Here is a 12,401-nt window from a genome sequence, read left to right as displayed (position 1 = left end):
AACGCCATGATGATTTCCTATCTCGTGCCGCTGGTCCTGGTGCTGCTGCTGATCGCGGCCTCGATTCGCATCCTCCCGGAATACAAGCGCGGCGTGGTGTTCTTCCTGGGCCGCTACCAGGCGGTGAAGGGACCGGGGCTGTTCATCGTGATCCCGGGCATCCAGAAGATGGAGGTGGTCGACCTGAGGGTGATCACCATGGACGTGCCCGAGCAGGACGTGATCTCCCAGGACAACGTCACCGTCAAGGTCAATGCGGTGCTCTACTTCCGGGTGGTGGACCCGGAGAAGGCGATCATCCAGGTCGAACACTTCGTCAACGCCACCAGCCAGCTGGCCCAGACCACCCTGCGCTCGGTGCTCGGCAAGCACGACCTGGACGAGATGCTCTCCGAGCGCGACAAGCTCAACGACGATATCCAGGAAATCATCGACGCCTCGGCGGAGGGCTGGGGCATCAAGGTGGCCAACGTGGAGATCAAGCATGTCGACCTGGACGAGAGCATGATCCGGGCCATCGCCCGCCAGGCCGAGGCCGAACGCGAGCGGCGCGCCAAGGTGATCCACGCCGAGGGCGAACTGCAGGCCTCGCAGAAGCTCGTCGAGGCCGCCAACATCATGTCGGAGAACCCCGCCGCCCTGCAGCTGCGCTATCTGCAGACCATGAACGACATGAGCAACAAGAACGCCTCCACCATCGTGGTGCCGTTGCCCATCGACCTGATGGAGGCGTTCAAGTCGCTGGGCAAGGCGGGGGGCGACTCGGGGGATCGGTAACGTCCGGCGCCGTGGCGGCCGACGTGTCCCCGGGGCTTCTCCGTCGCCGGGTCGGCGGGGTGCCATCGACCTCATTCTCCTGCGGTCTGTCCCCGCAAGCCCCGGTCCTCGTCGGGGTTCGCCGGATGCAGCGGTCCGGCGCGTCTGGTAGACTCTCGCGCTCCTGGCGGGGCCGTGACCGTGGCCCCGTCGATGCAGCGCAAGGGAACCGACAGACCGTGATGACCCTCCGTTCCGGGCTGGCCACGCCGCCCTAGCCCCTCCCTCCCGACTTCGGGCCGCGATGATACCGAGACGTTGTCATCGCGGCCGGGCATCGTCTCGATGTCCCGGGCGCCCCGCGCCCCCCTTGCTCCGCCAGCCTCTTGCCAGCCGTGCCACGGCGCCTTCCAGGCGTTCGATGGGCCGCGGCGTTGGTATCCCCGCGATGCCCAAGGGGCGGCGCACGACACGACCCGGACGCCTCAACGGCCTCACTCACCATTCTCGACTGGACCGCAGCATGACTCGATCCCTCAAGCAAGACTGGTTCTCCAACATCAAGGGCGACCTCCTGTCGGGCATCGTCGTCGCCCTGGCGCTGATTCCCGAGGCCATCGCCTTCTCGATCATCGCCGGCGTCGATCCCAAGATCGGCCTCTACGCCTCGTTTTCCATGGCCGTGATCATCGCCTTCGCCGGCGGCCGGCCGGGGATGATCTCGGCGGCCACCGGCGCCATGGCGCTGCTGATGGTGACCCTGGTCAAGGAACACGGCCTGGAATACCTGCTGGCCGCGACCCTGCTCACCGGGGCGCTGCAGATCGTCGCCGGCTACCTGCGCCTGGCCGACCTGATGCGCTTCGTCTCGCGCTCGGTGGTGACGGGCTTCGTCAATGCCCTGGCGATCCTGATCTTCATGGCGCAGCTGCCGGAGCTGACCAACGTGACCTGGCATGTGTATGCCATGACCGCGGCGGGGCTCGGCATCATCTACCTGTTCCCCTACCTGCCGGTGATCGGCAAGACGCTGCCGTCGCCGCTGGTGTGCATCCTGGTGCTGACCGCCGTGGCCATGGCCACCGGCCTGGACATCCGCACCGTGGGTGACATGGGCGAGCTGCCGGACACCCTGCCGGTGTTCCTGTGGCCGGATGTGCCGCTCAACCTCGAGACCCTGGCGATCATCTTCCCCTATGCCATCATGCTCACCGTGGTGGGCCTGCTGGAGTCGATGATGACCGCCACCATCGTCGACGACCTGACCGACACCGAGAGCGACAAGAACCGCGAGTGCAAGGGCCAGGGCATCGCCAACCTCGGCACCGGCCTGCTGGGCGGCATGGCGGGCTGCGCGATGATTGGCCAGTCGGTGATCAACATCAAGTCCGGCGGTCGCGGGCGCCTCTCGACGCTGTTCGCCGGCGTGATGCTGCTGGTCATGGTGGTGTTCCTCGCCGACTGGGTGTCGCGGATTCCCATGGCGGCGCTGGTGGCGGTGATGATCATGGTCTCCATCGGTACCTTCAGCTGGACCTCGATCCGCGATCTCAAGAAGCATCCGCTGTCCACCAACCTGGTGATGCTGGCCACCGTGGCGGTCACCGTGGGCACCCATAACCTGGCCATCGGCGTGTTCGTCGGCGTGCTGCTGGCGGCGCTGTTCTTCGCCAACAAGGTCGGCAACATCCTCTATATCGGCGTCGAGGAGGCCGACGAGGGCAGCCGCCGCGTCTACAAGGTGGTGGGCCAGGTGTTCTTCGCCTCCTCCGAGCGCTTCGGTCGCGCCTTCGACTTCAAGGAGAGCGTGCAGAGGGTCACCATCGACCTGTCCCGGGCGCATTTCTGGGACATCACCGCCGTCCAGGCCCTGGACCGGGTGGTGATCAAGTTCCGCCGCGAGGGCACCGAGGTGGAGCTGATCGGCCTCAACGAGGCCAGCGCCACCATCGTCGACCGCTACGCCATCCACGACGACCCGGAAGCCGTCGAGAAGCTGATGGGCGGCCACTGACGCCGGCCAACGGCCGCCCCTGTGACGGGGCGGCCATGATGGTGTAGAACGAGAGCGAGACAACCCACGCCAGCTTCAGGACACACAGATGACAGAACAGGTGATGGCCGCCATCGACGGCTCGCAGTTTTCCGAAGGCGTCTGCGACTACGCGGCCTGGGCCAGCCTGGCGCTGGACGCGCCGCTGACCTTCCTGCACGTGGTCGACAACCATCCCCAGACCGCCGAGACGGACCTCTCCGGCAACATCGGGCTGGGCTCCCGGGAGCACCTGCTCGAGGAGCTCTCGCAGCTCGACGAGCAGCGCGCCAAGGTCGCCCAGGAGCAGGGCCGGCTGATGCTCCAGGCGGCCAAGGAGCGCGCCGTCGAGGACGGCGTCGCGGCGCCCGCCGGCCGCCAGCGCAACGGCACCCTGGTCGAGACCCTGGCCGAGCTGGAGAACGAGATCCGCCTGCTGGTGGTGGGCAAGCGCGGCAGCAGCGCTCACCAGGACAGCGAGCACCTGGGCTCCAATCTCGAGCGGGTGGTGCGTGGTCAGCACCGCCCGATCCTGGTGGTGCCCCAGGCCTTCCAGCGCCCGCAGAGGGCGATGATCGCCTTCGACGGCGGCAACACCACCCGCAAGGGGGTCGAGCTGCTGGCCAGGAGCCCGCTGTTCGCCGGCATCGCCTGCCACGTGGTGATCGTCGGCGCCGAGACCGGCGACAACCGCTCCCAGCTCGACTGGGCGCTCGCCACCCTGCGCGAGGCCGGCCATGAGGCCGAAGGGGCCATTCGCGCCGGGGAGGTGGAAGAGACCCTGCGGGCCTACCAGCAGGAGCATGACATCGACCTGGTGGTGATGGGCGCCTACGGCCACTCGCGGATCCGCCACCTGCTGGTGGGCAGCACCACCACCGCGATGCTGCGCCACGCCAGCGTGCCGGTGCTGCTGCTGCGCTGAACCTCGGCCGGCGGGCCGTGGACGGTCGAGGCCCCGCCATCGGCGGGGCCTCTTGCGTTCCATCATCCGGAGAGCGTCATGAGTTATCGCACCCTGCTGAGGGACCATCGGGGGCTGATCGGCATCGCCTTCCTGGCGATGTTCTCGTCGAGCCTGGGCCAGAGCTTCTTCGTGGGCCTCTTTCAGGCGCCCATCGCCGCACGGCTCGGCTTCACCGCCGGCGAGTTCGGCACCGCCTATTCGCTGGTCACCCTGGCCGCCGGCTTCGCCGTGCTGCGCCTGGGGCCCAGCATCGACTGGCTGGCGCCGCGGCGCTTCGCCCTGGCCATCCTGGTGGCGCTGGGCGCTGGCATCCTGTTGCTGACCGCCTCGCCCTGGTGGCCGCTCGGGGTGCTGGGCCTGGGGCTGGTGCGGCTGTGCGGCCAGGGCATGATGAGCCATCTCGGCAATACCCTGGCGGGGCGCGAGTTCGAGGCCCTGCGCGGTCGTGCCCTGGGGCTCGCCGGCATGGGGCTGATGCTCGGCGAGACCCTGTTGCCGCCGCTGGTGGCCGGATTGCTGGTCTGGTTCGGCTGGCGCGAGCTGTGGTGGGCGCTGGGCACGGCGCTGGGGGTGCTGTGGGGCCTGTCGCTGTGGACGGCGCCCTGGCCGTCCGCACCGCGGACTCGACGCGCGCAGGGTGGCCAGGCGTCGGGGCCTCGACCGTTTCGCGACGCGCGCTTCTGGCGGCTGCTGCCGCTGCTGATGACGCTGCCGGTCGCCATGACCGGGCTGTTCATCTACCAGGCAACACTGACCTCGGCCATGGGCAGCTCGCTGGCGGTCTATTCGCTGGCGCTGACCGGCATGGGGCTGGGCAAGCTGCCCGGGGCCCTGCTCGGCGGTCACTGGGTCGACCGCCTCGGCCCGGTGCGCCTGGCGCGGCTGTACCTGCTGCCCTTCGCCCTGGGGCTGGTGCTGGCCCTGACCCTGGGCGGGCACCTGGCGGTCTGGGCGCTGATGGTCGGTGGGGGACTCGCGATGGGTGCCCAGGAGTCCATCGCCACCAGCCTGCTGGTGCGCCTCTGGGGTGCCGAGCACCTGGGGCGGGTGCGGTCCACGTTGAGCGCGGCCATGGTCTTCTCCACGGGCATCGCGCCGGGCGTCCTGGGCGTGGCCCTGGACCTGGGGGCTTCCTTCTCGCTGGTGCTGGGCGGCATGTTGGCGCTGCTGGTGGCCGGCTGGTGGCTCGCCCAGGGCGTGCTGCGTCAGGCCGACGGCACCTGACGGCCCAGCAGGCGATCCAGCGACAGCCGTCCGGGGCCGCGCAGCAGCAGGGTCAGCAGCCCGATGGCCCAGAGGCCGTGGGTGACCCAGGCCTCGGGATAGACGAAGGTCTGTATGACCAGCGTCATGACCAGCAGGCCCAGGGCGGCCAGGCGTGTGGCCAGGCCCGCCCACAGCAGCAGCGACAGCCCGAACTCGGCGCTGGTCGCCAGATAGGCGGCCAGCACCGGCGGCAGCAGCGGCAGGGCGTACTCGTGCTCGAACAGGAAGAAGGTGCTCTGGCTGATCGCCAGGCCGTCGACCTTGGTCAGCGCCGAGCGAAAGAAGACGCTACCTAGCACGACCCGTGCCAGCAGGGCCACGAGATCGAAGGGCATACGCTCGAGGGCCGGTTCGAGGCGGTGATAGTAGAGCCGCAGGGGCATCAGCAGGGCCTTCATGGGATGTCCTCCTCGTCGCGCCCGTCTCCGTCGTCGACCAGGGCCAGGGCGCCGGCCCCGAGCAGGGTGCCCAGCGCCTCGCCGGCGGCCGCCTCGCCGTGGGCGTCGGCGCTGGCCGCCAGGGCCGTTTCCAGCCGCCGGCCACCCGGCCCGGCCGTCTCGAGCGTCCGGTAGAGCTCGGCGGTGGCAGGGGAGACCGGCATCGGCTCGACCCTTTCCCCGCGGCGCACCATCAGCCAGGCCATGCCGCCTTGCTCGCCCAGGGGCGCGGTGCCGCCGTCACGCTCGAGGCATTGCCACAGGGCCCGTACGTCGTGGCGGCAGACCACCAGCGCCGCCGACGGCCGAATCGCCACGCGCAGGCTCTCGGGGTCGGGGTGGCTGGCCAGGAGCCCGGCCTCCAGAACCGGCGCCTCGGCGGCGTGACTGACCTCCAGGCGCGCCCGCTCGAGCCGGCAGATATCGCTCACGTAGCGGTGGTCGACCAGCGGCGGCAGGTCGTCCAGGAAATCGGCGAAGCCCGTGCCGTAACAGGCCAGGCGCGGGTCGCCGGGCGGGTGGTCGCGGGCGAAGTCCCCGGCCGCGGCGGCGAAGTAGCGCTCGCCGAGCAAGGCGCGGGTATGCGGGAAGGCGGTGGCCAGTGCCTCGATCAGGCTCTGGCGGACGTTGTTGCGATAGACGTCGAGCCCCGCGGCCTGGCCGAGATCGGCGTCGGTGTCGCGGTGCGGATCGCGCAGGGCGTCGGCGAAGCGCCGCTGCCAGTCGGCGAGCGCACTCATGCCGGTGCCCTCATCGGCTCCCGACGGACGCCGACGCGGTGGGCGCGGGCCCGGTCGACTTCCTCGAGCCAGCGTTCGAGGGTCGGCACCCGGGTGTCCCACTCGATCAGCGTGGGGGCGTCGGGGGCGGCGGACACCAGCCGGCGATACAGCGACCAGACCGCGGCGTCGACCGGGCTGCCGTGGTCGTCGATGCGCAGCGGCGGGTCGGTCGCCTCGTCGAGGCTGTGGCCGGCCAGGTGGAACTCGCCCACGGCTTCCCAGGGCAAGGCGGCCAGGTAGGCGTCGAGGTCGCGGCCCAGGTTGTGGGCGCTGATGTAGGCGTTGTTGACGTCCATCAGCAGCCCGCAGCCGGTGCGGGCCACCAGCTCATTGATGAACTCGGCCTCGTCGAGGGTGTTCATGGCGAGCCTCACGTAGAGGCTGGGGTTCTCGATCAGCAGCCGGCGGCCCAGGGCCTGCTGGACGATATCGACGTTGCGGGCGACCAGTGCCAGGCTCTCCTCGGTGAGCGGTACCGGCAGCAGGTCGTTGTAGCAGTTGCCATCGAGCCGGCTCCAGGCCAGGTGCTCCGAGACCAGCGCCGGGGCCGTCGCCTCCACCAGATCGACGAGCCTCGCCAGGTGGGCCGTGTCGGGACGCTCGGCGCCGCCCAGCGACAGCCCCACGCCGTGCACCGAGAGCGGATAGCGCCCGGCCAGCGACTGCAGCCGCTCCCGACCGGGGCCGCCGTCGCTCATGTAATTCTCGGCATGCAGTTCCAGGAAGTCGGTGGCCCGGGGCGTGGCGAGCAGCGCCTCGATGTGCCGGGTCTTGAGGCCGATGCCCACGGCGTCCGGGGCGAGAGGCAATGACATGGCGATCTCCTCGTGGTGCCCGGCCCGCCGAGCGGCGGGCCGGGAGGGGCGTCGGGGCGCCGCCTCAGGGACGCTCGACCTCGCTCAGGCTGCCCATGCCATGGGGCGTCTCGATGCTGGTGCAGGTGCCCTCCGGCACCAGCGTCCAGGCGTTGCCCTGGTAGTCCACGGTGGAGGTGCCGGCGCAGGTGGTACCCGGCCCCGCCTTGCAGTCGTTCTGGCCGGCCAGCGCCACGCCGTAGCACTTCTCCATGGCCTCGTCTTCCTGGGCCTGGACGGCGCTCATGGCACCGGCCTGGGCCAGGGCGGTGGTGAACACGGCGGCCATCATGGTGGAACGGTTCATGGTGTCTCTCCTCTGTGAGTGGGCGCATCGCATCGCGGCATCGATACGCATCGTTGTGTCGCCGGGTGCCACCCAGGCTTACAGCGGCGGCGAGGCCGGGCGAGGAGAATGGATGGATATCGGTCGGAATGTCTGTGGCGATGGCGTAGTCGCGGGAATATCGACCATGACTTCGTCATTTATTGTTGTTTCATCATGTTGTTTGGCTGAAATTTGGCGCTTGTGACGGTGGCTTGCATGGCCTGTTGAGGTAATATCGAGTCCCCGTTTTCCCGATCCCCGAGGAGCGCTCCCATGAGCATCCAGCGACATGATACCAAGGCCCGCATGAGCCGCGCCGTGATCCACAACGGCGTGGCCTACCTGTGCGGCCAGGTGGCCGGCCCCGAGGCCCGCCAGGGCGATATCACCGAGCAGACCGAGAGCATGCTGGCGCGCGTCGACGCGCTGCTCGCCGAGATCGGCTCCGACCGCGAGCACCTGCTCACCGCCACCGTCTACCTCAAGGACGGCGGCGACGTGGCGGCCATGAACGCCGTCTGGGACGCCTGGGTGCCCGAGGGCCATGCGCCGGCGCGGACCTGCGTCTGCGCGCCGCTGCCCGCCGACGAGCTCAAGGTGGAGGTCACCGTCACCGCCCTGGTGAAGGGCGCCTGAGCCGCGGCGAGCGACCGTCGTCATGCAAGAGGCCGACGCATCATGCGTCGGCCTCTTGCGTTGGGGGGCCACGTCTGCGGCTTAGCCCAGGCAGGGGTCTTCCAGCGGCGCTTCCCGAGGCCTGAGGCGTCGGGACAGCGCGTCCACGGCGATATTGAGCCCGGCGGTCACCAGCAGCAGGAAGGCGGCCACGTCGAACATCAGGTACTGGAAGTTCTCGTCGATGTAGTAGCCGAGCGTCGCCACGCCCAGCATGCCGAGGATCGCCGTCTCGCGCAGGATCACCTCGGCGCGGTAGTAGAGCAGTGCCAGCAGGCCGGGGTAGATCCGCGGCAGCAGCTCGTAGGCCAGCCGCCCCGAGGCCGGCAGCCCCGGCATGCCGGGCTCCAGGGTGTCGGCATGGCGGGCGGCGAGGAAGGCGATCAGCGCGCCGTTGTGCAGCGCCAGCGCCAGCCAGGCGGGCAGCAGCGAGGGGCCGAGCACCAGCAGGAAGACGAAGGCCAGCATCAGCTCCGGCGTCGAACGCAGGAAGACCAGCAGTCCGCGGCCGGCCAGTCGGCTCGCCGGGTTGCCGAAGTGCCGGCTGGCCAGCGGCCACAACATCAACGCCACCAGCAGGGCGCCGACGGTGCCGAGCAGCCCCAGCAGCAGGGTGTGGCCGATGGCCGGGGCCAGCTCGGGGATGGCCGTGAACCAGCCGGCCAGCCCCGCCCAGTCCCCCGCGAGCAGCGGCGCCGGCCACAGGTCCTGGCTGACGAAGCGCCACAGCAGCCCGCCGTCCACCGAGGGCCAGGGGCCGAGCAGAAAGGCCCCGCCGACCAGCAGCAGGGGTACCAGTCGCTTGTGGCTCCACCAGGGCAGGCTGGCGATCAGCAGGTAGAAGCACCACAGCAGGGCGCCGGCCTCGGGGTAGCGGCCCTCGCGAAAGGCGGTCTCGAGCTGGAAGCCGAGCGTGGGCAGGCCGACGAAGCCCAATAGCACGCTGGCGCGCAGGCCGCATTCGAAGCGGTAACGGGTGTAGGCGGCGAGCCGGGTCCAGGCCAGCGGCAACTCGGCGTAGAGGAAGCGCGACAGCCGGCCGACGCCGGGCGGCAGGGCATCGGCCGGCGCGCGCGGGGTCTGCTCGAGGATCTCGGCGAACACCTTGGCGAAGATGCCGGCGTAGGGAATCGCCAGCGCCGCCAGGGCGGTGAGCGCCGAGAGGCCGAACACCTGCAGGAACAGCAGCGCCCAGAACAGCTCGTGGATGGCGCGCACGAAGGCGCAGCCGGCCCGCACCAGCCTCGAGCGGGCAAACAGCAGCGCCAGGGGAAAGCCCAGCACTACCCCGGCCAGGGTGCCCCACAGCGCCACCGCCACGGTCAGCCCCAAGGCGTGAAAGGGCGACTCCACGCCGGCGAAGTTCGGCCAGGCCAGGCCCTGGAGCATGCGGCCGAGTTCCGTCCACGGGTCACGGGTGACGATCGAGAGGTCGGCCAGCGGCAGCAGCAGCACGGCCAGTGCCACCAGCGTCAGGGTGTGGCGGGCCAGGCGTGGCCCCGTGGCGCGGCCGGAAAGCCAGGCTGGTCGGCGGGGCAGGGCGGCCTCGCTCATGCGCGCCCCCGGGAGCAGGGCAGGGCCTCCGGGGAGGGAGCGGCCGGCTCGGCCTCGCGGGAAGTGCCGTCGGGCGAGGCCGAGTCGGCATCGGGATAGAGGGCGTCGAGGTCGGCCAGGCTCAGCGCAGCGGCCGGGGCGTCGATCACCAGGCGGCCGTCGCGCAGTCCCCAGACGCGATCGAAGTGGGAAAGCGCCAGCTCGCGCTGGTGCAGGGCGACCACGCTGGTGGCATGACGGGCCTCGATCAGCCCCAGCAGGCGCAGGGCCTGGTGCGGGTCGACGCTGGCCACCGGCTCGTCGCCGAGGAATATCTCACGGCGCTGATAGAGTGCCCGGGCGATGGCGGTACGCTGGCGCTGGCCGCCGGACAGCTGCCCCACGGGGCGACGCATCAGGCCCGCAAGGCCGAGCAGTTCGCACAGCGCGGCGACCTCGCCCCAGGGGCCGTGCAGCGGGCGCACCAGGTTCCACAGGTTGGCCAGCGCCGAACGCTCGGCGAGTCGTCCCATGTAGACGTTGTGATAGACCGCCAGCCCCGGCACCAGGCCGTGATGCTGGGGGCACCAGGCCACCGAGGCGCCAAGCCGCGCGCGCAGGGCCGACAGCAGCGTCGACTTGCCGGCGCCGCTGGGGCCGAGCAGGGCAATACGCTCGCCGCGCGCCAGGCTTAGGCTCAGGCCCGGCAGCACCACCTGCGACCCGTGGCCGAGGTCGATGTCGTCCAGGGTCAGCAGGGTCTCGCGCGGCTCTTCCATCAGCGCAGCAGGCCGAGCGCTTCCGCCACGTCCTCGATGGGGGCGTACATGGCGTTGTCGGCAGGAATGAAGGCCGAGCGCGGGAAACTGTCCAGCAGCGCCGGGTCATCCATCCCCAGCAGCGCCTCGCGGACCCGGTCGGTGAAGCCTTCGCCGAAGCGCTCGTCGGCATCGCCGCGCAGGGTCCACTGGTAGTCCGGGTAGGTCGGGGTGGTCCAGATCACCTCGACCTGGTCGGTGTCGACCCGGCCGTCCTCCACCGCGGCCTCCCATACCGCGTAGTTGACCGCGCCCAGCTGGTAGGTGCCGGCCTCGACCAGGGCGATGGTGCGGGAGTGGTCGCCGGAGAAGCCGACCCGCGAGAACACTTCCTCGGGGGCGGCGTCGAAGCGCTGGCGCAGGTAGTGCTCGGGCATCAGGCGTCCGGAGGTGGAGGTCTTGGAGCCGAAGGTGAAGCTCATGTCCTCGACGCCCTCGGGCAGTGTCCCGGCGGGTTCCAGCTCGGTGGACTCGTGGGCGATGAAGTAGGTCTTGAACTCGGCGTCCTCGGCGCCCTGGGCGAGGGCCTGGGAGCCCGGCACCAGGCGGCGGGCCTGCACGCCGGAGAGGCCGCCGAACCAGGCCAGCTGGACCTGGTCGTTGCGAAAGGCGGTGACCGCGGCGCCGTAGGACTTCACCGGCACATACTCCACCTCGACGTCCAGCCGCTCCTCGAGGTAGTCCGCCACCTGGGAGAAACGCTCGACCAGGCGCGACTGGTCCTCATCGGGAATGGCGGTGAAGCGGAAGGTGTCGGCCGCAGCGCCCTGGGCGAACAGGGCGAGGGCGGCGGCGGAAGCGGCGATCCAGCGCATGGGCGGGCTCCTGATGAAGGGGAAGGGGGGTATTGTTGTGGCTGGTCGTGGCTTTGGCAAGCCGAGGCATCAGGCCAGAATGTCGCTCGTGAGCGGCAGCGGCGTCAGCGATGCCGGCGCGATGATTCGTAGGGTCGGGGTCTCGGCGCAGAGGCTCAGCGTCCAGTCGCCCTGCTGCCAGCGCCAGGCAGCGGGGCCGACTGGCTGGCGGAGCGTGCCGAGACGAGTGGCCAGCAGCGTGGCCGGCGGCCGACCGCAGAGGCATTCGAACTTGAAGAGGGACTCGTGGAGCGTCCAGGCCCGATAGAAGGCTGCCAGCGGGGCCTCGGCATCGAGGATGTGCCGGCGTACCCAGGGCTCGGGCAGCAGGGCGACCCGTTCCGCAAGGTGCCGACGGTGACGAGGAAGGGCATGCTCCAGGTCGAGGCCAAACGGGCAGTCGGCCAGGGCGGCGACCACGCGCCCATGGCGGTGGCTCAGCCCGGCATTCAGACCATTTGGCAGGCCCGGATGGCGAGGCGGGCCGGCCCCTCTCGGGGACCAGCCCTCCACCGGACAGTCCAGCCCTTGCGCGGCGGCCAGTTCGCTCAGCAGCTCCCGACCGAGGCGAGACTGGCTGGTGCCATCGCGTTCCGTCCACCCTGCGTGCAGCGTCAGCAAGGGGGACACTTCATCAGCGCAGGGTGACGACATCGCCTCGCAGTGCGACACCGGCCATCAGCATACCGGCATGACACTCGTACTCGTCGCGAGACACCATCGGCTCGCGCTTGTAGAAGCTCTCGATGTTGATCACCGCGTTGCCACCTTCGGTGCGTACGCGATCCTGCAGGCTGAGAAGGGCGGACAGCATCACCCAGCGACAGGCTTCCTCGTCGCTCTTGTTGAAGGCGTTGGTCTTCTTGTTGGTGACGAAGTTGCCGTGCTGTTCCACTACGCTGTCGTGAGGCGCGTCGGCGAACACGAAGCGGATGTTGGGATCCAGTTTCTCCTGAGCCGCCGGGGTGTTCATGGCGTCCTCGATGGACAGTAGGTGGCGGGTGTCGCGGGCCTGGACCGAGGTGGCCATGGCCAGGCCGGCCACCAGAGCCGTGAGGGTGATCAGTCCTTTCTTCATGATGCATTCCTTTTGGGTTGG

Annotated in this window: 14 protein-coding genes; 5 read left to right on the top strand and 9 right to left on the bottom strand. The window is 69.9% G+C overall.

Annotated elements, in window-relative coordinates; genetic code table 11:
- Window positions 1–6: 6 nt before the first annotated feature.
- The 4 genes from ACXAFN_RS03610 (at window position 7) to ACXAFN_RS03595 (ending at window position 4,979) form a co-directional block, all read left to right on the top strand.
- Window positions 7–777 (top strand): slipin family protein, encoded by a 771-nt coding sequence (locus ACXAFN_RS03610; RefSeq protein ID WP_474986247.1) that lies wholly within the window; start codon window positions 7–9, stop codon window positions 775–777.
- A gap of 502 nt (window positions 778–1,279) precedes the next feature.
- Window positions 1,280–2,770, top strand: a complete 1,491-nt coding sequence (locus tag ACXAFN_RS03605) for a SulP family inorganic anion transporter (protein ID WP_474986245.1) — start codon at window positions 1,280–1,282, stop codon at window positions 2,768–2,770.
- An 88-nt stretch (window positions 2,771–2,858) separates the two neighbouring features.
- Window positions 2,859–3,713 (top strand): universal stress protein, encoded by an 855-nt coding sequence (locus tag ACXAFN_RS03600; RefSeq protein WP_474986244.1) that lies wholly within the window; start codon window positions 2,859–2,861, stop codon window positions 3,711–3,713.
- 78 nt (window positions 3,714–3,791) lie between these two features.
- Window positions 3,792–4,979, top strand: coding sequence for an MFS transporter (locus ACXAFN_RS03595; RefSeq protein ID WP_474986242.1), 1,188 nt, complete (start codon window positions 3,792–3,794; stop codon window positions 4,977–4,979).
- Here the strand turns inward: ACXAFN_RS03595 and ACXAFN_RS03590 are convergent.
- The 4 genes from ACXAFN_RS03590 to ACXAFN_RS03575 all read right to left on the bottom strand — a co-directional run bounded on the left by ACXAFN_RS03590 (window position 4,961) and on the right by ACXAFN_RS03575 (window position 7,401).
- Window positions 4,961–5,419: a DoxX family protein gene (locus ACXAFN_RS03590; protein WP_474986241.1), complete on the bottom strand. Its 459-nt coding sequence runs from the start codon at window positions 5,417–5,419 to the stop codon at window positions 4,961–4,963. The genes ACXAFN_RS03595 and ACXAFN_RS03590 overlap by 19 nt on opposite strands.
- Complete coding sequence (locus ACXAFN_RS03585; RefSeq protein ID WP_474986239.1) at window positions 5,416–6,198, bottom strand: HvfC/BufC family peptide modification chaperone; 783 nt, start codon at window positions 6,196–6,198, stop codon at window positions 5,416–5,418. The genes ACXAFN_RS03590 and ACXAFN_RS03585 overlap by 4 nt, the downstream gene beginning before the upstream one ends.
- Entirely contained in the window at window positions 6,195–7,055 is an 861-nt protein-coding gene (gene bufB / locus ACXAFN_RS03580; protein WP_474986238.1) for an MNIO family bufferin maturase, read from the bottom strand. The genes ACXAFN_RS03585 and bufB overlap by 4 nt, the downstream gene beginning before the upstream one ends.
- A gap of 64 nt (window positions 7,056–7,119) precedes the next feature.
- Window positions 7,120–7,401, bottom strand: coding sequence for a BufA1 family periplasmic bufferin-type metallophore (locus tag ACXAFN_RS03575; RefSeq protein ID WP_474986237.1), 282 nt, complete (start codon window positions 7,399–7,401; stop codon window positions 7,120–7,122).
- Between the two features lie 294 nt (window positions 7,402–7,695).
- Between ACXAFN_RS03575 and ACXAFN_RS03570 the strand changes: the two genes are divergently transcribed.
- Window positions 7,696–8,058 (top strand): RidA family protein, encoded by a 363-nt coding sequence (locus tag ACXAFN_RS03570; RefSeq protein WP_474986236.1) that lies wholly within the window; start codon window positions 7,696–7,698, stop codon window positions 8,056–8,058.
- 81 nt (window positions 8,059–8,139) lie between these two features.
- On the opposite strand, the gene ACXAFN_RS03565 is transcribed toward ACXAFN_RS03570, so the two are convergent.
- The 5 genes from ACXAFN_RS03565 to ACXAFN_RS03545 all read right to left on the bottom strand — a co-directional run bounded on the left by ACXAFN_RS03565 (window position 8,140) and on the right by ACXAFN_RS03545 (window position 12,380).
- Window positions 8,140–9,651: a PhnE/PtxC family ABC transporter permease gene (locus tag ACXAFN_RS03565; protein WP_474986235.1), complete on the bottom strand. Its 1,512-nt coding sequence runs from the start codon at window positions 9,649–9,651 to the stop codon at window positions 8,140–8,142.
- A complete protein-coding gene (locus tag ACXAFN_RS03560) occupies window positions 9,648–10,409 on the bottom strand; it encodes an ATP-binding cassette domain-containing protein (protein ID WP_474986234.1) in 762 nt (253 codons plus the stop codon). The genes ACXAFN_RS03565 and ACXAFN_RS03560 overlap by 4 nt, the downstream gene beginning before the upstream one ends.
- Window positions 10,409–11,263 carry a putative selenate ABC transporter substrate-binding protein gene (locus ACXAFN_RS03555; protein WP_474986232.1) on the bottom strand — a complete coding sequence of 285 codons (855 nt, stop codon included), beginning with the start codon at window positions 11,261–11,263 and terminating at the stop codon, window positions 10,409–10,411. Before ACXAFN_RS03555 ends, ACXAFN_RS03560 begins: the two co-directional genes overlap by 1 nt.
- Window positions 11,264–11,332: 69 nt before the next feature.
- Complete coding sequence (locus ACXAFN_RS03550; RefSeq protein ID WP_474986231.1) at window positions 11,333–11,932, bottom strand: 4'-phosphopantetheinyl transferase family protein; 600 nt, start codon at window positions 11,930–11,932, stop codon at window positions 11,333–11,335.
- Window positions 11,933–11,936: 4 nt separating this feature from the next.
- Window positions 11,937–12,380 carry an excinuclease ATPase subunit gene (locus tag ACXAFN_RS03545; RefSeq protein ID WP_474986229.1) on the bottom strand — a complete coding sequence of 148 codons (444 nt, stop codon included), beginning with the start codon at window positions 12,378–12,380 and terminating at the stop codon, window positions 11,937–11,939.
- Window positions 12,381–12,401: the final 21 nt, after the last annotated feature.

The sequence above is a fragment of the Halomonas sp. ABH4_019 genome (assembly GCF_056159885.1).
The sequence above is the reverse complement of the archived record's forward strand: the minus strand, read 5'-3'. Positions and strand labels throughout refer to the sequence as shown.

Coding starts and splice junctions, on each gene's coding strand:
- ACXAFN_RS03610 (WP_474986247.1), top strand. CDS start 7: ATGATGATTTCCTATCTCGTGCCGCTGGTCCTGGTGCTGCTGCTGATC.
- ACXAFN_RS03605 (WP_474986245.1), top strand. CDS start 1,280: ATGACTCGATCCCTCAAGCAAGACTGGTTCTCCAACATCAAGGGCGAC.
- ACXAFN_RS03600 (WP_474986244.1), top strand. CDS start 2,859: ATGACAGAACAGGTGATGGCCGCCATCGACGGCTCGCAGTTTTCCGAA.
- ACXAFN_RS03595 (WP_474986242.1), top strand. CDS start 3,792: ATGAGTTATCGCACCCTGCTGAGGGACCATCGGGGGCTGATCGGCATC.
- ACXAFN_RS03590 (WP_474986241.1), bottom strand. CDS start 5,419: ATGAAGGCCCTGCTGATGCCCCTGCGGCTCTACTATCACCGCCTCGAA.
- ACXAFN_RS03585 (WP_474986239.1), bottom strand. CDS start 6,198: ATGAGTGCGCTCGCCGACTGGCAGCGGCGCTTCGCCGACGCCCTGCGC.
- bufB (WP_474986238.1), bottom strand. CDS start 7,055: ATGTCATTGCCTCTCGCCCCGGACGCCGTGGGCATCGGCCTCAAGACC.
- ACXAFN_RS03575 (WP_474986237.1), bottom strand. CDS start 7,401: ATGAACCGTTCCACCATGATGGCCGCCGTGTTCACCACCGCCCTGGCC.
- ACXAFN_RS03570 (WP_474986236.1), top strand. CDS start 7,696: ATGAGCATCCAGCGACATGATACCAAGGCCCGCATGAGCCGCGCCGTG.
- ACXAFN_RS03565 (WP_474986235.1), bottom strand. CDS start 9,651: ATGAGCGAGGCCGCCCTGCCCCGCCGACCAGCCTGGCTTTCCGGCCGC.
- ACXAFN_RS03560 (WP_474986234.1), bottom strand. CDS start 10,409: ATGGAAGAGCCGCGCGAGACCCTGCTGACCCTGGACGACATCGACCTC.
- ACXAFN_RS03555 (WP_474986232.1), bottom strand. CDS start 11,263: ATGCGCTGGATCGCCGCTTCCGCCGCCGCCCTCGCCCTGTTCGCCCAG.
- ACXAFN_RS03545 (WP_474986229.1), bottom strand. CDS start 12,380: ATGAAGAAAGGACTGATCACCCTCACGGCTCTGGTGGCCGGCCTGGCC.